Below are 22,680 nucleotides of genomic sequence, written 5' to 3' on the forward strand. Positions count from 1 at the left end.
AAAACCCTTTTTTAACTCCCACAACAATTATTTGATTTTTATTTTGAAAAAATTTGAAACCCTTTCTTAACTAAAACCCAATAACCTTCTTATGAACGTCTCGCTAAATTCGCTGCCGTTTTTAGCGGCTGCAAACTTACAACCTTTTCTGAAACTCACAATGTTTTTTAATCCTTTTTTTAAAAGAAATTTAATCCCTTCAAAATCTAAACTAAGCAACCTCTGTATGAACGTTACCGCTTTAAAAATTTTACCTTTTTTAGCGGGGTGCAAATATACATGCCTTTTTGATTCTGACAACCTTTTTAGGAAGGTTTTTTGGATTATTTTTAATTTAAATCTTAGAACCTTGTTTTTTAACAACTTAGGAGTTAAGCTTTCTTTTGAGGCTCACGTGATTTTTATTGTTATTCCTTATTTACTGCAGATAATGCATGGGTTGCCGAAATATTTATTAAACAATTTACTTCTCTAGTTACTTCGTTTTTAATTAATTCTTGCCTTGCTGATACAGTGTTTGGTGCATTTAGGTTGTTTTATACTCTTTATAATAGATACATCTTTTTATAATCAACACGAATTTGGTAGAATGATTCCATAAACTGTACGGTTAACAAATGAATTCTTCATCATTTTTTGCTTTACCGAACAAAACACTCAACTTTTTCCCATTATTACTCCTTATCATATAGAATGAATAAATAATTATTAATCTCCTTATATGTAAGAAGGTTTTTTTAACACCTACTCTATTCTGATAATTTTAATTAATACTACATCTTCAAAATCCGAAAAACTCGATGGAACTTCTCTAATTCTAGATACTGCAAAAACAAACCATAATAGTTTATACCTCTAACCAAACCTATTATATCTCTAAGAAAACAAAAGATGCAAATCTATTATTATGCAGAATCCAACTTCAAAATTGTTCAATCCTAAATAAACATGCTGATTATCAAGTATATTCACAATAAAAAACAATTGACAAATAAAACAAGCTATAATTTCATTTAATAGAAATTTAAAAACATCCATAAAAACCGACTTGAATTCGTGGGCTTCTTTTCCTGAGAAAGCATCTATAATCTAATACTGTTGGAAATGTTTTTAAACACGTTTATACATTAAATTTGAACCAGTTTTTTTATGAGCATATAACAATATCACAACTATTGTTTAAACAAAAAAGGAACTACAGAAGGTTTTTATATTATCTAAAGATATTTCTATGATAAATCAACCATTATTCAATCAACGAAAAACTTTCAAAGTAACATAAATAAAACCTACTAATTCTGTTTTAATATTTATCTAATAAATAGATAATTAACTACTTATATCACAAATTATCTATGAAAAAACAGAACGATTTAAATTAATCTAAAATGATTATTATCATGTTTATTTTAACAAAAATATTTAACCTTTAAACATTCGAAATCAGATACTAAATGTGATACAAGACTGTCCTAAAAAGAGCTTTTAAAACAGAATCAATAACATTGATGAGTTTACAATCATTTTATAACTTGTACTAAGCTGCAATAGTGGGATTAAAAAAATAAGATCGTGGAAATAGAAATTGATATAAAAAATAAAATCCGAGACTATATTATCGAATCTACTTTTGATGATGTAAAAAAAATAACGGATGAAACTCTTATTTTCGAAGAAGGAGTTCTTGATTCCATGGGTTTACTTTTTTTAATAGAATTCTTAAAGGAAGAATTTAATATTACAACTAATGATGAGGAACTTGTGATTGATAATTTTCAATCCATTAATAGTATAGTTATTTTTATAAAAAATAAAATGTGATTTCTAGCTTTTATTCTTTTAAATATGAGAAAATTTCACCTTTACCTCATTTAATTTAATTACCAAAATCAAATTTATCACTCTGTTTTTATCTAATACTAGAATAGAATTATTATGGTAGAAGTTTTAAAAAAAATAATTTTCGTTAAGAATTTATTGAAGAATGGTGACTATTTATTTGCGTGGAATGGAATTAAAAAACGAATTAAATCGGAAAATATAGCTTTTGGACTAAAGCGAGACTTATCTCTAGAATGGACGCCTCCTAGATCACTCATTAATATATCTATTAGACCTTATCAACCAAATGATAGCGAATATTTTCGATTAGATAACAACAACCATGGATTAATTGAAAAAAACATTAACACTTGTTATGTTGCACTTAATAAAGATGGCAACCCCTGCTTTCGACAATGGCTTATGGATTCATCTGAAAACTCTAAGATTCATGGCTTTTGGGGCAATTCCTATCCTGTCCTAAAAAAGGGTGAAGCTTTATTAGAAAGTGCTTACACTGTATCTAAATACAGAGGTTTTGGGGTTATGCCCACAGCCACGAATTTAATTTCGGAAAAAGGAAAGGAACAAGGAATTAAACATATAATAACTTTTGTGCTTAAAGATAACATCATAGCATTACGATCAATAGTTTATGCTGGGTATACGCCTTATATAATACGAACGGAAAAATGGTTTTTATTCAAAAAAAAGGTAATTTTTAGCAAGGTTTCAGATGAGTTAATGACATTTTTCAACAAATCAGTTTTACGAAAAATTTAATACTAACAAAATAATTCAATTTACAAATAATTACATATCTCAATTTTTTTTAAACTAATAATTGCATCGATGGCTAATAAACAAGAGAAGTTTTAAATTATAAAAATATATTTTAATATTTATGAGTGAATTAGAAATCATAAAAAACAAATTGGAATGGGACTCAACAATTAAGTTATTTGTAGAATCCGATTTTTATCATACTTATGATTATCATTTAATTTCTAAAAAAGAAGATGAAACTCCTATTTTAATAAAATACAACGAGGATGATTTAGTAATTGTGTTACCACTACTAATAAGAAAAATTGAAGGAACACAATTTAAAGACGCTACTTCAGTTTATGGCTACCCTGGCCCTATTTCCATTAATTTAACAGAGGATTTTAACAATACTATTTTCATAAAAAAATTGTATCGGTTTTTATATGAAAATAATATTGTATCGGTTTTTTCCAGACTAAACCCTTATATAAAACACCAAGAAACTATTCTCAAAGGTTTAGGGCAAATTTATTCTCCTGGCCAAGTCATAGATATTGATCTCACAAAAGATATTGAAAGTCAAAAAGTCGATTACAATAGGAGATTAAAAACCTATATTAATAAATCTAGAAAGCAATATAGTACACGTTTAGCTAAAAAAAACCAAGACATTGAGACGTTTATTGACATGTACTATGAAAATATGAGGCGTGTTAAAGCAATTGATTCATACTTTTTTACGAAAGCCTATTTTTTTGATTTTATTAAATCAAATAGCTTCGATACCGATATATTATTAGCTATTGATAACGACTCTAAGGAAATTATTGGTGGAGCCATGTTTGTTAAAAAGAATAACATTGTTCAATATCATTTATCTGGAGTAAAAAATGAGTATTTATCCTTAAACCCAATAAAATTATTGATTGATAAAATGCGGATTAGGGCAACAAAAGAAGAATTCACATTCTTTAATTTAGGTGGTGGTGTAGGAGGAAAAACAGACACCTTATTTCATTTTAAATCAGGGTTTTCTAAGGAAATGAAAGATTTCAAAATTTGGAGATATATTGTGAATGAACAGGTTTATGAAAACTTAGTTAGAGATAAACATAAGCAGAAAATAGATTGTGTTTTTTCGCATAAAACCTGCTTAGAATATTTCCCATGTTATCGATGTAATATTAAATATTAAAACAAATAGTTAAGATTATATTTAATAAAAAGTCAAAATTGTAAATCTTAATTTTTAAAAAGAACTTTCAGGTTTTTAACAGACAAAATATTATTGACGTATGTGCGGCATTACAGGCTTTTTCCAATTTAATTCAAGCACAGATAATAAAGTAAACACTTTAAGGCATATGCTAACCAGAATTAAGCATAGAGGACCAGACGAAAGTGGAATTTATTTATCTGACACTGTTGGTCTTGGAAGTGTACGATTAAGTATTATCGATTTAAGTACTGGCACTATGCCATTGTCTAACAAAGATGAATCGTTATGGATTGTCTTCAATGGTGAGATATTCAATTATATTGAGCTTAGAGAAGAGTTATTATCAAAAAACCACAAGTTTAAAACGCATAGTGATACAGAAGTCATTATTCATTTATATGAAGAATACGGCCCTAAATTTCTTAACAAATTAAATGGTCAATTTGCTATAGCTATCTGGGATAAAAATAAACAAGAATTATTTTTGGCTAGAGATCGAGTTGGTATCAGACCTTTATTTTACACCACAGTTGGAGATTCTTTTGTTTTTGCTTCGGAAATAAAATCTTTTTTAGAATTTCCAGACTTCAACCCGAAAATTTCAGCGAAAGCTTTATCAGAGTATTTTACTTTTTGGACATCGCTATCATCAAATACTGCTTTTGAAGGTGTTTTTGAATTACCACCAGGAAATTATATGACCATTAACGCACATTCTAAAACCATAAAAAGTTATTGGCAATTACCCATTACTAAACCCAATGAATATGAATTCAATAATTTAAAAGAAGCAGCAATAGAATTTGAAACAATATTTACTGATGCTGTAAAATTAAGATTAAGATCAGATGTACCAGTAGCAGCTTATTTAAGCGGTGGATTAGATTCAAGCATAACAACATCATTTATAAAAAAAATAACACCAGGTAGCAGCCTTCGAACCTTTTCAATTGGTTTTACCGAAAAGGATTTTGATGAATCATCCTATCAAAATATAGCTAAAGATTATTTTAAGACTCAACACGCAAATGTTAATTGTAGCCCTAAAGATATTGCTGAAAATTTTAAAAATGTTATTTGGCACTCAGAAGCACCATTGTTACGTACAGCACCTACACCAATGAGTATTTTAGCTAAAAATGTTCGAGACCATAACATAAAAGCAGTTATTACTGGAGAAGGTGCCGATGAGCTTTTTGGAGGATATAATATTTTCAAAGAAACCAAAATCAAACACTTTTGGGCCAAGGACCCAGAATCAAAGTATCGTCCTTTATTACTAAAAAAATTGTATCCATATATTCCGCAAATTAAGACAGCGAATAGCAATGTATTAAAAATGTTTTTTGGGTATAAATTAAATGAAACAGAATCGCCTATTTATTCGCATGTATTGAGATGGAATAACACTTCCAGAATTAATAATTATTTATCTAAAGATTACAAAGAAATAATTAAAAATTACAACCCAATTTCTGAAATAAAAAAGCAATTACATGATAGGTTTAAAGGCCACGATTATCTTACAAAAGCACAATGTATTGAGTTCGAATTATTTTTACCTAAATATTTACTATCCTCACAAGGAGATAGAATGGCCATGGCAAATTCTATTGAAGCACGTTATCCTTTTTTAGACCATAGAGTCATCGAGTTTTCCATGAAACTAAATCCTGATCTAAAATTACATGGATTAAATGAAAAATACCTATTGAAGAAAATAATGAAAGGTAAATTGCCTGGATCTATATTAAACAGACCCAAACAAGCCTATAGAGCACCTATACAAAGTGCTTTCTTTTCTGAAGAAATGCCAATATATTTAAAGGATATGTTATCTGATAAAAAAATTATACGTTTTGGAATTTTTAACCCAAAATTTGTAAATCGATTAATACGTAAAATGAAATTAAATAAACAAGTATCTGAAATTGACAATATGGCCATTACAGCCATATTATCAACACAAGTTTTATATGATTTATTTATTAATCATTCCATACCTAAAATACAAGAAAGAGAATTATTGGTATTTAATAAAACAGTATTAGAATAATCAACTAAAAACAAATTAGCTATGAGGTCAATTACAACTAAACCGTTTTCAAAAGATATTTTACACATTGAAAATATTGACATTGTTTGTAACGAAATAATAGAAAAACTAAGGACAGACGTTGCTAAAAAACTACAACGTAAAGGTGCTATAATAGGTATTAGTGGAGGAATTGATTCTTCTGTTTGTATGGCATTATCAGCGAAAGCTTTTGGTTCCAAAAAAGTAACTGCAATCATGCTTCCGGAACAAGATTCGAGCAAAGACAGCCAAGTATTAGCCGAAAAATTAGCTGCTAAATTCGGTGTTACCAATACATTGGTGGAAGATATAACGAAGGTTTTAGATGGTTTTGGTTGTTACCAAAGAAGGGATGAAGCTATTGCAAGCGTAATTCTCGATTTCAATCCAGACATTGATAAAGCTAAAATTGAAATTAAGCAAGATGTAGCTTCAAATTTACCTCCAATTTTTTCTATAACCGTTATTAAACCCAATGGAGAAAAGGTAAGTAAGATATTACCAGTAAAAGAATATCTTCAAATTGTGGCGTCTACAAATTTTAAACAACGCAGTAGAATGAGTATGCTGTATTATCATGCCGAAAGATTGCACTATGCAGTAATAGGTACACCAAATAAACATGAGGTAGAACAAGGTTTTTTTGTTAAGCACGGTGATGGCGCAGCAGATGTTATGCCAATTGGGCACTTATATAAAACGCAAGTTTATCAAATAGCAAAATATTTGGGAGTTCCACAAGAAATTATTGATAGAACACCTACAACAGATACGTATACTGCGGAGCAAACACAGGAAGATTTCTTTTATCAAATGCCATTCGAGCAAATGGATTTAATATGGTATGGTTGGGAAAACAACTATCCAGCTAATGAAGTTGCAAAGGTTATGGATCGATCAACTCAAGATATTGAGAATATCTATAAAAACTTTAAAAGAAAAAGAAGAACAACCGAGTATTTACGAATGAGACCCATATTTTAGAACTTAAAATCATGAATATTTTTGACTACTTATTTGATTCAACCAAAGATCTTGAAAAGGATTTTTTATTAGGTTCAAAAGAAATAATGTCATTTAAAAAGTTATATAATGATAGTTTAAAAATAGCGTCTTATCTAAAAAAAATTATTGGAGAAAATAAAAATGTACTATTAATTAGTCCAAATTCGATGTTTTTTTTAACAGCTTATTTGGGGATTATAAAATCTGGCAATATTTGTATTCCACTTAATTTTGTAATCGAGCAAAGTAATTTGGATTATATATTAAACACAACTGAAAGTACAACTGTTTTTATTGCAAAAGGATTAAAACGTAAGTTGAAATTTACTATTGAAAATCATCTAATTGATGAAAATGAATCTTTGGAAATTATAGATAATCAACAGTTAGTTGAATTTAATTCAGACTTTAATAAAAATCGAGTTGCCGAGATCATTTTTACTTCTGGTTCTACTGGAGAACCAAAAGGAGTTATGTTAAGTCATCAAAATATAATAACAAATACAACGTCAATTATTGATTATTTAGAGCTATCGTCAAACGATATTATGGCTGTGGTAATACCTTTTTATTACTGTTATGGCTTATCACTTTTACATACACATTTAAAAGTAGGCGGTTCCATAGTTTTAAATAATAGCTTCATGTTTTTAGGAACCGTAATTAATGATTTAAAGAATTATAAGTGTACTGGGTTTGCAGGAGTACCGAGTCATTTTCAGATATTGCTAAAAAAATCGCAAAGCTTTAAAACAACAGAATTTCCGCACTTAAAATACGTTACACAAGCGGGTGGAAAATTACATACCGTTTTTATTAAAGAATTTATAGAAGCATTTCCAACTAAAAAATTTTATGTTATGTATGGACAAACGGAGGCTACAGCACGATTATCGTATTTACCTCCAAACTTAGTGAAAACCAAAACTAGCTCAATAGGTAAAGCTATTCCAGATGTAGAATTAAAGGTTATTAATGATAAAGGAAAAGAGGCAAAAATAAATGAGGAAGGAGAGCTCTTAGCACGTGGCGAAAACATTATGTTAGGGTATTATAAAGATGAGATTGAAACAAGAAATACCATTAAAAATGGATGGTTATATACAGGTGATATTGCCAAAATTGACGAAGAGGGATTTATATACTTAGTTGCAAGAAAAAAAGAGATTATAAAAGTTGGTGGTAAAAGAGTAAGCCCTAAAGAAATTGAAGCCGTAATATTATCTATTGAAGATGTAGTGGATTGTACAATTACAGGGTTTGATGATGATCTTTTGGGAGAAGCAATACAAGCAACAATTGTACTTCGCAGTAAAATGGATGAAGATAAAATAAAAGAAAAAATACTCCAGGAATGCTCTAAAAATTTATCACTTTATAAAATCCCTCAAAAAGTTATTTTTAAAACCTCTATAGAAATGAGTTCAACTGGCAAAAAACTCAAATAACCAACTGGATAAATACCTGCAAACAAGATGCTTAAAATTAATATTATAAAAACTTCCGTTATCAAATTATTCTAAAAAACTAGCCAGAAAAAATTAGCTTTTTTTTATGTTTTAAAATTTAGTCAAGACTAAAAGATTATTTATATTTGCATAAACCATTATTTAATGTTAACAAAATCTGAAGAGAATTACATCAAAGAAATTTATGCTTTAGAGCAGAAACATAAAACAGATATAAACACCAATCTTCTCGCCGAAAGAATGGAAACAAAAGCATCTTCTGTTACAGATATGCTAAAGAAATTAGCAAAAAAAAGCCTGTTAATATATCAAAAATATAAAGGAGTTAAGCTTAACACTAAAGGTGAAAAAGCAGCACTTTCTATTATAAGAAAACATAGACTATGGGAAACTTTTCTTGTAGAAAAACTAAACTTTAGTTGGGATGAAGTACATGATATTGCGGAACAATTGGAGCATATCCATTCAGATAAACTAACCAACCAATTAGATGCTTTTTTAAATTTCCCTAAAGTTGATCCTCACGGAGATCCCATTCCCGATGCTAATGGTAAGTTTACAATTCTTGATACTATTTGCCTTGATAAGCTCAAAATTGAAGACGAAGGTATTTTTGTTGAAGTAAAAGATGATTCCGATACATTTTTAAAATATTTAACAAAAAACAACCTTACAATTGGTGCTAAAATTAAAGTCGTTGATAAAGAAGAATTCGATAATTCATTCAAAATAGAAATAGATAAAAAACAATTTAATATTTCTGAAAATGTAATAAAAAATTTATACCTAAAAATATGAATTACAACCCAATCACCGCTCTATACTTCTTTTTTGGAATTAGTTTATTGATTTTTTTAATTTTCCGACCTAAAAAAGGAATTTACTTTTTACTGAAAAGCACCTACCACAAAAAGGATAAAACCATTATAGAGGATATATTAAAATTCCTTTATCACAATCAAACGTCCAATAACTCAATAACCACTACAGATTTAACTAATACTTTAAATTTCTCAAATTCGTCTATTATTGAAAGTCTTAATAAAATGATGGATAATGAGTTAATTATATTAGAAAAAGACAGCTATAAATTAACTCCAAATGGAAATGAATATGCCTTGCAAATTATTAGAGCACACCGGTTATGGGAAAAATATTTATCCGAAAAAACCGGTTTTCATAAAGAAGAATGGCACGACAGAGCAGAAAAAAAAGAACATGAATTAAGCGAATCGGACGTTAATAACCTTGCTAATCTTTTAGGTTATCCAAAATTTGACCCACACGGAGATCCCATACCAACTAGAAAAGGAAAAATGGTTAGTAAAAGAGGTGTGCTCCTATCCTCTCTTAAAGAAAATGACATAGGTAAAATTATTCATATTGAAGATGAACCAGATATTATTTACAAGCAAATATTGGCCGAAAACATACATCTATACTCCATTATTAGAGTTATAGAAAACAATAATACACGTTTGGTATTTCATTCAGAAGGTGAACAATTTGTTTTAGCTCCAATAGTAGCAGGAAATATTACAGTATCTGTATTAGAAAAAACTGAAATTCAAGAAGAAAACATTGCGCGTTTATCCAGTTTAAAAATAGATGAAACAGCTAAAATTATTGGACTATCTAAAGAATGTAGAGGAGAAAGTAGAAGACGATTATTAGATTTAGGGTTTGTAAGAGGTGCTTCTGTAGGGATAGATTTGCTAAATCCATTAGGTGATCCAAAAGCATTTTTAATAAAAGGAACAGCCATTGCATTAAGGGAAGACCAAGCATCAAAAATTTTAATAAACAAAATTAGTCATGGAAAATAAAACAAAAAGCGCTTGCGAAACCTGCGCTCATTTTAATGCAGATGGACTTAAAAAATTAGGCGTAAAAACTGGTGATTTTGATTTTGTTGTAGCATTGGCCGGCAATCCTAACACAGGAAAAAGTACGGTTTTTAACTCACTTACTGGTTTACGCCAACATACAGGAAATTGGCCAGGCAAAACGGTAACAAGAGCCGAAGGTGGTTTTGAGTATAATGATCAAAAATATAAGCTTGTAGATTTACCAGGAACCTATTCTTTATTATCAACTTCGGAAGATGAAGAAGTTGCTAGAGATTTTATCCTTTTCGGAAAACCTACTGTTACTGTAATTGTTGTAGATGCTAGCCGATTAGAACGTAATTTAAATTTAGTTTTACAAATTTTAGAAATTACAAACAATGCCGTTTTGTGTCTAAATTTAATAGATGAAGCTGAAAGAAATAACATTCAAATAGACACGAGAGTTTTATCAAAAGATCTTGGAATTCCGGTTGTACCAACAAGTGCAAGGTTTCAAAGAGGAATTCCAGAACTCATTCAAACTATTAGTGAATTGGCAAATGGTAAAATAAAATGCAAACCACGAAGAATAAAAAATATTCCTAAAAATATTGAAAATTCTGTTAAAGAATTGAGTGAAACTATAGAAAAAGAATATCCTAATATTTCAAATAGTAGATGGATTGCTTTTAGATTATTAGAAGGAGACACTCAAATAATAGAAGCATTAAAAACAGGTAAAATAGCAACCAATGAATACTAAAAATATAGATGACATAATCGCATTATCAGAAGAATTACGCTGGGAAATTGGTGATGATTTTCACGATAATTTAGCCGAAAGTATTTATGCCGATGCTTCTAAGATTGTTGAAGGTGCTGTAACAAAAGACAACAAAAAAACTAAATTTAGGTTAGATGCTAAAATAGATAAAATTGTTACAAGTAGAATTTGGGGCTTCCCAATTATGCTCTTTATTTTAGGAGCTGTATTGTGGCTCACTATTATTGGAGCAAACTATCCGTCTTCTATGTTGGCAACATTACTACTAGACAATATTCATCCCTTTTTAAAAACTGTTGGAACTAATATAGGTTTTCCTTGGTGGTTAAATGGGTTTTTATTCGATGGAGTATATTTAGCAGTTGCTTGGGTTATAGCAGTAATGTTACCACCAATGGCCATATTTTTCCCTTTGTTTACCCTTTTAGAAGATTTTGGTTATTTACCCAGAGTTGCTTTTAATATGGATAACCTTTTTAAAAAATCTGGAGCACACGGTAAACAAGCATTAACCATGAGTATGGGCTTTGGCTGTAATGCTGCAGGTGTTGTAGCTACACGTATTATAGATAGTCCTAGGGAACGCTTAATTGCCATTATTACTAATAATTTTTCTTTATGTAATGGTCGTTGGCCTACACAAATATTACTAGCCACAATATTTATTGGAGCAGTTGTACCAGCATCTTATTCAAGTTTGGCTTCTTTATCTGCGGTAATAGGTATTGCTGTTTTAGGTATTGCGTTTATGTTTTTCTTTTCTTGGGCATTATCTAAAACCGTTTTAAAAGGAGAAGTTTCAACCTTTAACTTAGAATTACCTCCTTACAGACCACCTGTTTTTTGGAAAACCATTTATACATCATTAATAGATAGAACAATGATAGTTTTATGGAGAGCCATTGTTTTTGCGGCACCAGCAGGAGCAGTTATTTGGTTGATTTCTAATATTTTTATAGGAGATTTAAGTATCGCTTCTTGGGCGATTAACTCCTTAGATGGCTTTGGCTTTTTATTAGGTTTAAATGGCGTTATTTTATTAGCTTATATTGTTGCCATTCCTGCTAACGAAATAGTAATCCCTACAATATTAATGCTTACCGTAATGGTAACTGGTATTTCTGGAGGAGTTGGTGATGGCGTTATGTTCGAATTAGATTCCGTTACAGCCACAGCAGATATTTTAAAAGCTGGTGGATGGACGTTACTTACTGCCATAAATGTGATGCTATTTAGCTTATTACATAACCCTTGTAGTACTACAATATACACAATATACAAAGAGACCAATAGTATGAAATGGACAGTTGTAGCATCTATACTTCCTGTTATTGCAGGTTTTATTGTTACTTTTTTAGTTGCTCAAATATGGAGAATTTTCATTTAACAAATAAGTGATCTAAAATAAAGAAAATATTTTAGTAGCATAGATTCAGATTTGATTAAATAGACGAGTCCTAAATAAAAATTATATAATTCTAAACAGTTTTTATACTGAAAACAAATCAAAATCCACCTGAGTAAGTTATGAGCTTATTCAGCATACAAACAAATAAACCACTAAAAAACAGCACTTTAAAAAATTAAGTTTTATAAAAAAACGTAATTAATTCGTACATTGAATTATAATTACATTTATCTTTAGTCTTCAAGGCCACTAATATGGTATATAAATAATCAGGGTAAAATTAATTTTACCCTGTAATTATAATCAGAACTAGACATTTGAAAATTAAAACAGATAAAACTATGCCAACTAATAATTCACCTGGAGTTTATGTTGAGGAAACCTCATCCTTTCCAAATTCGATTACACAAGTAGCTTCTGCAATTCCTGCCTTTATTGGTAAAACTCAAATCGTGCCGGAAAATGGTGAATTTACACCTGTTAAAATCAATTCTCTCTTAGAATATGAATATCACTTTGGCACTTCTAAACCATACGAATATCACGTAACTATTAAACAAAAAACTAGAACAAATACTATTGAACTAGTAAAATTGGAAAAAGACTTAGATGCCGAAAAAGAAATTATGTTTTATGCCATCAAACTTTATTTTTCCAATGGAGGTGGTCCTTGCTACATTTCTCCACTATTTACCAATGCTAACAAGGAAAAATACGAGAAGGCTCTAAAAGCAGTTGCCGAAATCGATGAAGTAACACTTTTAGTTTGTCCCGATGCTATTCAACTTGGTAATGATTATTATATACTATGCCAAGAAGTTCTACACCAATGTAGCGCTCTAAAGGATAGGTTTGCAATTTTCGATGTATTAATGGAAGATCAAATAGATGAATCTACTATCAAATTTAGAAATGGTATCGTTGGAGATTTAAAATATGGAGCCGCATATATGCCATATCTTAACTCATCATTTAGCTATAAATATAACGATAGTAAAGTATCTGTTATTAATAATCAAGAGACTTCAAGACCAGTAAAAACCACACTCAACCTGCTTAAGGATTCAAATCCTGATGTCTACAATTTTGTAAAATCTGAATTAGCAAAACATACAGTAATCTTACCACCAAGTTGCGCAGTAGCCGGTATTTATGTTCAAACGGATAATAATCGTGGCGTATGGAAAGCTCCAGCAAATGTATCTATAAGTAGTATTATTGGTCCAACGCATACAATAAGCGAAAGCGAACAAAATAGCTTAAACGCTGATCAAGCATCTGGCAAATCCATCAATGCTATTCGAAGTTTTCCCGGAAAAGGCACATTGATTTGGGGTGCAAGAACTTTAGCAGGAAATAACAATGAATGGCGTTATATACCAGTAAGAAGGTTATTTAATATGGTTGAGGAATCGATAAAAAAATCGACAACCTTTGTCTCCTTTGAAGTTAACGACGCTACCACCTGGATAAAAACAAGAACAATTATTGAAAACTACCTATCTTCATTATGGAGACAAGGCGCTTTAGCTGGAACTAAAGCCGAACATGCCTTTTATGTTCGTGTTGGTTTAAATGAAACTATGACTACCCAAGATATTCTTGAGGGACGAATGACATTCGAAATTGGTCTTGCTCCTATCCGCCCAGCAGAATTTATCATACTTAAATTCACCCATCAAATGAAAACTATTAATGGTGAAAAAGAAGTTCAAATAAGTTTATCAAGTAATGAAATAACTATTTTACTTGAAGCATTAGATAAATTACCATTCTATCAAAGCAATCAATTAATCGCAAAAATAAAGCAACAAACAGAAACGTAATCTCAAGAAAAAGATTAGGAGATTATAAACTTCACAGGCATGTGTTAACCTTATTGTTCTGTTTTATTCTTCCATAACTTATATATTTAAAATCTCGCAAATTTTGCAATTTGTTCTAAACCAGACATTATCTAAAATTATTAAATCAACAAAAATACCCGATAAAACGCTATTAAAACCAATTAAAGCACAATAATAGTAAGCTAAAACCCTATGTTTCATAAAAAAAAGTTAAATTTGTACCACCCAAAATCTATAACTAATACCTCTCAATTATGCTGAAACTAAAAAAAAACATGAGTAATTTTGATAGACTTGTAAGATTTATAGTCTCCTTACTATTGCTATCATTATTTTTTATAGGAGAAATAAGAGGTGTTTTTGGCATAATGTTAATTGTTGTTTCTGTTATGTTTGCCTTTGCAAGTATAACTGCTTTTTGTCCTTTTTATAAAAGCGTTAACTTCAATACAAATAATAGAGACGATTATATTTAATTATAAAACTATGTAACTTTAAGTTCGTATTAATTAACACCTATATGATCTTTATTGAGCTATAATTTTCATGCTTTCTCGACACTGAAGTATTGACAAATCGATAACATTTTTATTCTTACTAGAGTTTATTATAGATAATTCTGTACATGCAATAATAACAATATAATTCTCTGAATACTTTTCAATCAACTTATTATAAATTATAATATCCTCATTATTTTCAGTATTAGCATATACATTTTTTCTTAAATCATCCAAAAAGAGAACCTCATCATCCCTTAGTTTCTCTATTGATCTATCCTTAATATACGATGCTATATAAGAATCATTATTTGTAAACTTGGTTCCAAAAAACACCAAATTACTCAATTTACTATTTTCTAACTCCTTATTTAACAACTCGTAGGGGTGAATAATCTGTGAATTAAACTCAATCTTATCCAATATTTTATGAATGGTAATGTTTGGAACTAACAACTTAACTTCTGCGCGATTGTAATCTTTAAGTTCACGCTGAAGTATTGGCGCTATAACAGAGGTATTATTAGGTAAATATGGATTAATAGAATTAAAATCGAGTTGCTTTAATATAAAAGGAAATGTACTGTAACCTCCTTTTTTACAGAAATATAACTCATGTAATTTCTCTTGATAAAACAATGTGCTTCTAGCTCCTAAACCTAAAATAATTAACTGCTCCATTGTTAAACACGTTCTAAAATATAACTATTAAAATAATTATTAGAATCACTGATTTTAGAAATCTGAACTAAATTTGTATTTCTTAAAAGCGTCTGTAAAATACGGTCATTATATTTTCTGGACGTTTCAGTTTGAATTTTTTCTCCTTTTGAAAACTTGTAGTATGTTTGATCCCTATTGAAACTTACTTTTTGTTCTTTTTTACTAACTAAAAAACTTTTTGCAATACCTGTTTTTTCATCATACTCAGGTACATGATCAAAATTCGATACATCAAAATCGGCATGAAGTTCTTTATTTATTCGATGTAGTAAGTTTAAATTAAATGCTTTAGTCACGCCTTGGCTATCGTTGTATGCAGGTAGCACAATCTCTTCCGGTTTGATACAATCTAATCCTAAAATTATTTTATCGCCCACTTGTAAAGCATTACTCAATTTGGTTAAAAAATCTTGAGCAGCTTCATCTTCTAAGTTACCTAAATTAGAACCTAAAAACATAATTATTTTTTGCGATTTATTCGTTTTTACATCCTCTAAAACACCAAAATATTCACCTTGTTTTATTTCTATATCAAGATTAGAAAACTCCATTTTACAAGATGTTTCTAAAGCCTTCAATGCATGTATAGAAATATCTATTGGTACATATTTAAAATTATATTTTTTCTCTAATAATACCTTTAAAAAGGTTTTTGTTTTTTTACCATCTCCAGCCCCTAACTCTATTAAATCGATAGTATCCGAAGGATTTATTTTTAATTTACGAATTATATCTTCAGATTTCGTATCAAAAATCTCATATTCTGCACGCGTTAGATAATACTCGGGTAAGTTCATGATTTTAACAAAGAGTTTATCCCCTATTTCATCATAAAAATACTTTGAAGGTAAAGTTTTTGGTGATTTGGTTAAACCACTAGAAACATCTATTTTAAATTGTATATTCATATTATTTTGCTAAACGTATACCAGAAAACTGCCAACGTGTTTCCGGTGAAAAAAAGTTTCTATAAGTTGGTCTACTATGGTTTGGTGATGTTGCAACGCTATGCCCTCTCAAAACCATAAGATTAATCATAAATTTACCATTGTACTCGCCAACAGCACCTTCATCTTGTTTATAATTAGGGTATGGTAAATAGGCAGAATTAGTCCATTCCCAAGTTTTTCCCCAATTAAATTGCGCATTGGCTATTTCCCACTCAAACTCGGTAGCCAATCGTTTATTTTTAAAGCTAGCATAAGCATTTGCTTCATAAAATGAGATGTGAGTTACCGGTGCATCCAAATTTAAGAGCTCTTTTCCTGCCAATGTATAAACATACCAAGTCTCATTTTCCTGTTCCCAATATAATGGGTATTCTATGTTATTTGTATTAATAAAATACCAACCATCATCTAACCAATATTTAGATGTGCTATATCCATTTGCATTTATAAACTCAATGTATTCTCGATTAGTAATTAATCTATTTGCAATAGCATAATTTTCTACAAATACACGATGAAAACCAAACTCGTTATCATAACAAAATTCATTTTTATTATAACCAATATTATAAATACCTTCCTTTATATCAATAAATTTTAAAGACTCTGTTTCCTGTAACATGTTTGCATATGCTACTTCATATAATTTTGGATACGTAGGGTTTCTAGAAAGTGTATATTTAATATCCGTAATTAATAACTCCTGGTGCTGCTGCTCATGATTAATTCCTAAAACAATTAGCTTAGAAACGTCTTCATTAATTTGAGAATCTCCCAAAAGTTTTTCTATATGCTTATCTACGTATTCTCTGTATTTATAAATATTTTCAACACTTGGCCTTGTAATTAAACCGCGTTCATGCCTAGCTATACGCTTACCTAAAGTATTGTAATAACTATTAAACAAAAAACTAAACTCAACGTTAAACACCATATAATCCTTAAAAAATGGTTTTAGAATCATCTCTTCAAAAAACCATGTAGTATGAGCTAAATGCCATTTTGGTGGACTTGCAAAAGCTGCAGACTGCGGTGTATAATCTTCAATTTCTAAAGGTTTACAAAGCGAATTAGTAAGATTTCTTGTTTGCTTATAGTGTTCAATAATATTCATTCTAAATCATGTAATTAAATATCAGACGGGTTTTGTATTAGAAACTTACCTTATATCTCTTCTAGAATTGGTAAATTAAAGAAAATAAAGATTAAAACAATTTTTACTAATTGCTTTGGTTATTCTATTGGTAATCTATCTGTATTCCGGGTTTTTAAAAGCCCAATGTGTACCATCATCCCATTTCTCTCGAGAATTACCATAATTGGAATAACCATTATTTTCTTTTAGCATTTTTGCCAAATGCAGTAAGTTGTAAGTCATAAATGTAGCGTTTCTATTGGTGAAATCCGAATCAAAACCGGCGGGAGCATCTAATTTTTCCTTTTTCCATTCTGTATCTCCATAACTTGGACCAGGACCAACTTTACCAATCCACCCACAATCTGCTTGAGGTGGAATGGAATAACCAACATGTTGCAAAGCATACAAAATACCCATAGCGCAATGCTTAACACCATCTTCATTCCCTGTTATCATACAGCCTCCAACTTTTCCATAAAATATGTATTGCCCTTTATTATTAGTTTTAGAACTCATAGCATACAAACGTTCTATAAGTTTTTGAGCTTCGGAAGATTTCTCGCCTAACCATATTGGTGTGCCAATAATTAGAACATCTGCAGCCATTACTTTATCAAATATTTCTGGCCAAGCATCTTTATCAAAACCATGTTCCGTCATATCAGGATATACACCAACGGCAACTTCTTCATCTACTAATCGAATAGTTTCAAAAGACACATTTTCTTTTTTCAAAATATCTTGAGAGATCCCCATTAAGGTATCGGTATGACTTTTTTGAGGTGATTTTTTTAATGTGCAATTAATGTAAATGACTGAAAGGTTTGAAAAATTCATAATTATAGTTTTTTAAATTTAAGTTGAAACATGCCCGATTTAAGACAAACAAAAACACATCTATTATAATGTAATGATAAAATTAAAGTCAAAAGATGACTAACCTGTGCTCAACCGCTTATAATGTTAACTCTTTTGAATACCCTCCTTATATATTTCTATTCCTCTTGTTTTGTCATTCCAAAAAATTATCACTCTTAGTTAAGTTCTTTGTAAACATAATAACAAGTTGAATTTTAAGCATAAAAAAACGGCTTAGAGAAAACTAAACCGTTTTTTTATGAGTTAAAATTTGTGACTCAGATTATAGTTAAATCACTATTATTAATTAATTCCAAAACGAAGCATACAATGCCGCTACAATAAGAAAAACTGCAAAAGCACCTATATTAAACAACGGACTCGTTTTAAAAGACTCTTTTGTAATTTCTATTCCTTTTTCATCATCTGCGCCTTTATGCTGAATGTAACTATACATTGCAATTACAATCATAGTTAATAAAGTGGTATACCCCATTTGGTCCATAAATGGCACATTAACAAAAATTGCTGAGCCAGACCAGCCATTTGGTGCTACTTTAAAATACATAGCTATTGGTACTGATACTAAAGCTCCAAAAATGGCTGCCTTGTTTGTTGTTTTCTTCCAGAATAATCCTAACATAAATACAGCTAAAATACCAGGACTTACAATACCTGTATATTCTTGTATAAATTGAAATGCTTGATCTATACCACCTAACAATGGCGCCATAATACATGCTATAATTAAAGCAGCGGCAGCAGATAATCGACCTACATTAACCGTTGCTCTATCTGTAGCTTTTGGATTAATATATTGCTTATAAATATCCATTGTAAAAATAGTTGATGTTGAATTTAGCATCGATGCTAAAGACGAAACAATGGCCGCTGCCAATGCTGCAAATGCAATCCCCTTCATTCCTGTTGGTAAAAACTGTAATAACCAAGGGTATGCTTTATCTGCTTGTTCTAATGATGGTAAATTATTCAAGGCCGAATCTCCTAACCTTGCCATAATCTCAGGATCGTTAATCATAACATAAGCTGCAATTCCAGGAATCACTACTATTAAAGGAATCACTAATTTTAAAAATGCGGCTAATAATATCCCTTTTTGCGCTTCTTTTAATGATTTTGCCGCTAATGTCCTTTGAATGATATATTGATTGAAACCCCAATAATAAAGGTTTGCAACCCACATACCACCAATTAAAACACCTATACCTGGCAACATATCGTAATATGCGTTCGATTTATCAAAAATCATAGTAAATCGATCTGGTGCTGCTTCGTAAACTATTTTTATACCCGAGATAACACCTTCACCTCCAGAAACTGTATTTAAAGCAATATAAGTTGTAACTAAACCTCCTAAAACCAAGAAGATGACCTGAATAACATCGGTCCAAGCTACTGCTGAAAGTCCACCATATAATGAATAAGCCGCTGCAAATAATGCCAAGCCAATAACACCATACATCATAGGTATTCCCATAATAGTTTCTAAAGCCAAACTACCTAAATATAACACCGATGCTAAGTTTACAAACACATATAATGCAATCCAGAAAACGGCTAAAATGGTTTTTAAATTGGTAGAGAATCTCTTTTCGACAAACTCAGGAATGGTATACAATCCTTTTTCGATAAAAATGGGTAGAAAATATTTACCAACAATTATTAAGGTTATAGCTGCCATCCACTCATAAGATGCTATGGCGAGTCCTAAAGCAAATCCAGAACCAGACATCCCTATAAATTGTTCTGCAGAAATATTGGCTGCGATTAGTGAAGCTCCAATAGCCCACCATGGCAATGATTTACTTGCTAAAAAATAATCTTCTGCATTTTTTTGATGACCTTCTTTATCTCTAGAAACCCATAAACCGACGCCTAATATTAAAACAGCATAAGCTACAAAAATAAAGTAATCCCAAAATTCAAAATGTGTTGTCATATTCTATTAATTAGTTTGATTGTTTTTTTAGTTTGAAACTATCCTGAAGTAATGCTCCAGAATCGCCCCCAATATAAATATTAAATTCACCCGGTTCTATGACATATGCTTCATTATTATCATAAAAACCCAATTCCTTTTCTGATAATGTAAAATGAACAGTCTTAGTTTCTTTTGGCTCTAATTCTACGAGTTCAAATCCTTTTAATTCTCTTACAGGTCTAGTAACTGAAGCAAATAGATCATGGATATATAATTGAGCAACTTCCTTTCCTTTTACTTCCCCTGTATTAGTTAAATCGACAGAAATTTTAATCTCTCTATCACTCACGGTATCAATTTTTAAATTTTCATATGAAAAAGTAGTATAACTCAAACCGTATCCAAACGGATATAAAGGCGTATTTTCTTCATCTGAATAATGAGACCAAAAAACGTTTTCTGCACTTGGTCTACCTGTGTTTTTGTGGTTATAATAAATAGGTACTTGCCCCACGCTTCTAGGAAACGTCATGGGCAACTTACCACTTGGATTATAATCACCATAAAGTACTTGTGCAATGGCATTTCCACTCTGCACACCTAATTGCCATGCTTCAACAATAGAAGGAATATTTTCATCGGCCCATGGAATAGCCAATGGCCTTCCGTTGGTTAGCACGAGAACAATGTTTTTATTCACTTTATAAACAGCTTCCAAAAGCTCCTGTTGCACTCCTGGTAAATCAATATTCGCTCTACTTTTTGCTTCTCCACTTTGCATACCATGTTCTCCCAAAACCATAACAACAACATCAGATTTTTTAGCCAATGCAATAGCTTCAACAAAACCAGAGGTATCCGTTTTATTTACAACAACCTCATCAGCCCAAGCAGCTTTAGATTTTGGAACAACTACATCTGCTCCTTTAGCATAAGATAAATTATTTCCTTTATACTGCTGTAATCCTTCTAAAACTGAAATTGCAGATCCTGGTTCTCCTGCCAAACTCCAGTTTCCTAATGGACTTGTTTTATCATTTGCTAATGCACCAATTAAAGCAATTTTTTGATTCTCCTTTTTTAAGGGTAATAGGTTATTATTATTTTTAAGAAGAACAATCGATTTTTTTGCCATATCTAAAGCATCATCAATAAACTCTTTTTTTCCGGTTATTGCTTTTTCTCTTTCTTCATCACAATACCTATAAGGGTCTTCAAAAAGACCCAATTCAAATTTCACTTTTAAAATACGTCTTACAGCATCATCTACAAGTGAGACATCGACAGTGCCTTCGTTAACTAAATCGGCTAAATGCTCTACATAAACATAAGATTCCATATCCATATCTGAACCTGCTTTAATAGAAAACTCGGCAGCTTGCTTTAAGTCTTTCGCATGTCCGTGGGCCGTCATTTCCATCATAGATCCCCAATCTGAAACAACAAATCCATCAAAACCCCATTTCCCTTTTAAAACTTCTCGTTGTAAATATTTGTTACCTGTAGCAGGAATTCCATTAAGTTCATTAAAAGAATTCATAAATGTTTTAACTCCAGCTTCAGCCGCAGCTTTAAAAGGAGGAAAAATGATATTGTTTAAAGTAGAAGTACCAACATCCACCGTATTATACTCTCGGCCTGCTTCTGCAAAACCATAACCAGCAAAGTGTTTTGCACATGCCGCGATAGTATTTGAAGTAGATAAATCTTCACCTTGAAAACCTTTTACTCTTGCAATAGCTATTTTAGAACCTAAAAAAGGGTCTTCTCCTCCACCTTCCATAACCCGTCCCCAACGTGCATCTCGAGAAGTATCTATCATAGGAGCAAAAGTCCAGTTTATACCTGATGCAGCAGCCTCTTCGGCAGCATTTTGGGCAGATTTTTTTATTGTTTCCATATCCCAACTTGCAGATTCTGCTAATGGAATAGGTGCAATAGTTTTAAACCCATGTATCACATCGAAAGCTATTATTAACGGAATACCCAATCTGGTTTCTTCTACTGCTATTTTTTGGACAGCTTTCACTTGTTTTACCCCTCCTTTGATATTAAGCATAGAACCGACATATCCATTTCTTATGTGCTCATATTTCATTGCCGATTTTCCTTTATCTGGACTTGGGCCAGTAGCATCCCAAAACCCATTGTATTGATTCATTTGACCAATTTTTTCTTTTAAGGTCATTTTAGCCATTAAATCGCTAATTTGATCATCAAAACCCGAATGAATAATCTGTTGTCCTGGATCTTTTTGAGATACACTTGTGTTATTTTTTAAATCGTTGCATGATGTAATGATGCAAATAAGCAAGATGTAGAGTGAGTAGTTTTTCATATTT

Annotated in this window: 16 protein-coding genes and 1 pseudogene; 11 read left to right on the forward strand and 6 right to left on the reverse strand. The window is 30.7% G+C overall.

The genetic code is table 11. The annotated features are described in order from the left end of the window. Positions 1–1,572 precede the first annotated feature (1,572 nt). The 11 genes and pseudogenes from M4I23_RS18795 (at position 1,573) to M4I23_RS18845 (ending at position 14,703) form a co-directional block, all read left to right on the forward strand. Positions 1,573–1,821, forward strand: a complete 249-nt coding sequence (locus tag M4I23_RS18795; protein ID WP_249755410.1) for an acyl carrier protein — start codon at positions 1,573–1,575, stop codon at positions 1,819–1,821. A 114-nt stretch (positions 1,822–1,935) separates the two neighbouring features. Then, positions 1,936–2,604 carry a hypothetical protein gene (locus M4I23_RS18800; RefSeq protein WP_158848239.1) on the forward strand — a complete coding sequence of 223 codons (669 nt, stop codon included), beginning with the start codon at positions 1,936–1,938 and terminating at the stop codon, positions 2,602–2,604. Positions 2,605–2,725: 121 nt separating this feature from the next. Then, positions 2,726–3,784 carry a peptidoglycan bridge formation glycyltransferase FemA/FemB family protein gene (locus tag M4I23_RS18805; RefSeq protein WP_249755411.1) on the forward strand — a complete coding sequence of 353 codons (1,059 nt, stop codon included), beginning with the start codon at positions 2,726–2,728 and terminating at the stop codon, positions 3,782–3,784. A gap of 100 nt (positions 3,785–3,884) precedes the next feature. Next, positions 3,885–5,864, forward strand: a complete 1,980-nt coding sequence (asnB, locus tag M4I23_RS18810; protein WP_249755412.1) for an asparagine synthase (glutamine-hydrolyzing) — start codon at positions 3,885–3,887, stop codon at positions 5,862–5,864. Between the two features lie 21 nt (positions 5,865–5,885). After that, positions 5,886–6,869: an NAD(+) synthase gene (gene nadE, locus M4I23_RS18815; protein WP_249755413.1), complete on the forward strand. Its 984-nt coding sequence runs from the start codon at positions 5,886–5,888 to the stop codon at positions 6,867–6,869. Between the two features lie 11 nt (positions 6,870–6,880). Beyond that, on the forward strand, positions 6,881–8,338 hold the full coding sequence (locus M4I23_RS18820) for an AMP-binding protein (RefSeq protein ID WP_249755414.1): 1,458 nt from the start codon (positions 6,881–6,883) through the stop codon (positions 8,336–8,338). Positions 8,339–8,503: 165 nt separating this feature from the next. Beyond that, on the forward strand, positions 8,504–9,157 hold the full coding sequence (locus M4I23_RS18825) for a metal-dependent transcriptional regulator (RefSeq protein ID WP_158848216.1): 654 nt from the start codon (positions 8,504–8,506) through the stop codon (positions 9,155–9,157). Continuing rightward, the gene (locus M4I23_RS18830; protein ID WP_158848214.1) at positions 9,154–10,185 is read left to right on the forward strand and encodes a metal-dependent transcriptional regulator; all 1,032 of its coding nucleotides are present in this window, start codon (positions 9,154–9,156) and stop codon (positions 10,183–10,185) included. The genes M4I23_RS18825 and M4I23_RS18830 overlap by 4 nt, the downstream gene beginning before the upstream one ends. After that, a pseudogene (gene feoB / locus M4I23_RS18835) lies at positions 10,175–12,359 on the forward strand (ferrous iron transport protein B). The gene M4I23_RS18830 and the pseudogene feoB overlap by 11 nt, the downstream one beginning before the upstream one ends. Before the next feature lie 362 nt (positions 12,360–12,721). After that, positions 12,722–14,206 carry a phage tail sheath C-terminal domain-containing protein gene (locus tag M4I23_RS18840; protein WP_249755415.1) on the forward strand — a complete coding sequence of 495 codons (1,485 nt, stop codon included), beginning with the start codon at positions 12,722–12,724 and terminating at the stop codon, positions 14,204–14,206. A 275-nt stretch (positions 14,207–14,481) separates the two neighbouring features. Then, positions 14,482–14,703 carry a DUF2892 domain-containing protein gene (locus M4I23_RS18845; RefSeq protein WP_158848210.1) on the forward strand — a complete coding sequence of 74 codons (222 nt, stop codon included), beginning with the start codon at positions 14,482–14,484 and terminating at the stop codon, positions 14,701–14,703. A gap of 51 nt (positions 14,704–14,754) precedes the next feature. On the opposite strand, the gene M4I23_RS18850 is transcribed toward M4I23_RS18845, so the two are convergent. The 6 genes from M4I23_RS18850 to bglX form a co-directional block, all read right to left on the reverse strand. Then, on the reverse strand, positions 14,755–15,408 hold the full coding sequence (locus M4I23_RS18850) for a hypothetical protein (protein ID WP_249755416.1): 654 nt from the start codon (positions 15,406–15,408) through the stop codon (positions 14,755–14,757). Positions 15,409–15,410: 2 nt separating this feature from the next. Then, complete coding sequence (locus tag M4I23_RS18855) at positions 15,411–16,358, reverse strand: L-histidine N(alpha)-methyltransferase (protein WP_249755417.1); 948 nt, start codon at positions 16,356–16,358, stop codon at positions 15,411–15,413. Position 16,359: 1 nt separating this feature from the next. Next, on the reverse strand, positions 16,360–17,514 hold the full coding sequence (gene egtB, locus M4I23_RS18860) for an ergothioneine biosynthesis protein EgtB (RefSeq protein ID WP_249755418.1): 1,155 nt from the start codon (positions 17,512–17,514) through the stop codon (positions 16,360–16,362). Between the two features lie 135 nt (positions 17,515–17,649). Then, positions 17,650–18,375 carry a flavodoxin family protein gene (locus M4I23_RS18865; RefSeq protein ID WP_158848201.1) on the reverse strand — a complete coding sequence of 242 codons (726 nt, stop codon included), beginning with the start codon at positions 18,373–18,375 and terminating at the stop codon, positions 17,650–17,652. A gap of 328 nt (positions 18,376–18,703) precedes the next feature. Next, positions 18,704–20,356 carry a sodium/sugar symporter gene (locus tag M4I23_RS18870; RefSeq protein ID WP_249755419.1) on the reverse strand — a complete coding sequence of 551 codons (1,653 nt, stop codon included), beginning with the start codon at positions 20,354–20,356 and terminating at the stop codon, positions 18,704–18,706. A 10-nt stretch (positions 20,357–20,366) separates the two neighbouring features. Next, positions 20,367–22,676 (reverse strand): beta-glucosidase BglX, encoded by a 2,310-nt coding sequence (gene bglX, locus M4I23_RS18875; RefSeq protein WP_249755420.1) that lies wholly within the window; start codon positions 22,674–22,676, stop codon positions 20,367–20,369. Positions 22,677–22,680 lie beyond the last annotated feature (4 nt).

The sequence above is a fragment of the Algibacter sp. L4_22 genome, from assembly GCF_023473045.1.
GTDB lineage: Bacteria > Bacteroidota > Bacteroidia > Flavobacteriales > Flavobacteriaceae > Algibacter.

Bases quoted from the DNA above. Each gene is read 5' to 3' on its own strand.
- M4I23_RS18800 (WP_158848239.1), top strand. From the start codon at position 1,936: ATGGTAGAAGTTTTAAAAAAAATAATTTTCGTTAAGAATTTATTGAAG.
- M4I23_RS18805 (WP_249755411.1), top strand. From the start codon at position 2,726: ATGAGTGAATTAGAAATCATAAAAAACAAATTGGAATGGGACTCAACA.
- asnB (WP_249755412.1), top strand. From the start codon at position 3,885: ATGTGCGGCATTACAGGCTTTTTCCAATTTAATTCAAGCACAGATAAT.
- nadE (WP_249755413.1), top strand. From the start codon at position 5,886: ATGAGGTCAATTACAACTAAACCGTTTTCAAAAGATATTTTACACATT.
- M4I23_RS18820 (WP_249755414.1), top strand. From the start codon at position 6,881: ATGAATATTTTTGACTACTTATTTGATTCAACCAAAGATCTTGAAAAG.
- M4I23_RS18825 (WP_158848216.1), top strand. From the start codon at position 8,504: ATGTTAACAAAATCTGAAGAGAATTACATCAAAGAAATTTATGCTTTA.
- M4I23_RS18830 (WP_158848214.1), top strand. From the start codon at position 9,154: ATGAATTACAACCCAATCACCGCTCTATACTTCTTTTTTGGAATTAGT.
- M4I23_RS18840 (WP_249755415.1), top strand. From the start codon at position 12,722: ATGCCAACTAATAATTCACCTGGAGTTTATGTTGAGGAAACCTCATCC.
- M4I23_RS18845 (WP_158848210.1), top strand. From the start codon at position 14,482: ATGCTGAAACTAAAAAAAAACATGAGTAATTTTGATAGACTTGTAAGA.
- M4I23_RS18850 (WP_249755416.1), bottom strand. From the start codon at position 15,408: ATGGAGCAGTTAATTATTTTAGGTTTAGGAGCTAGAAGCACATTGTTT.
- M4I23_RS18855 (WP_249755417.1), bottom strand. From the start codon at position 16,358: ATGAATATACAATTTAAAATAGATGTTTCTAGTGGTTTAACCAAATCA.
- egtB (WP_249755418.1), bottom strand. From the start codon at position 17,514: ATGAATATTATTGAACACTATAAGCAAACAAGAAATCTTACTAATTCG.
- M4I23_RS18865 (WP_158848201.1), bottom strand. From the start codon at position 18,375: ATGAATTTTTCAAACCTTTCAGTCATTTACATTAATTGCACATTAAAA.
- M4I23_RS18870 (WP_249755419.1), bottom strand. From the start codon at position 20,356: ATGACAACACATTTTGAATTTTGGGATTACTTTATTTTTGTAGCTTAT.
- bglX (WP_249755420.1), bottom strand. From the start codon at position 22,676: ATGAAAAACTACTCACTCTACATCTTGCTTATTTGCATCATTACATCA.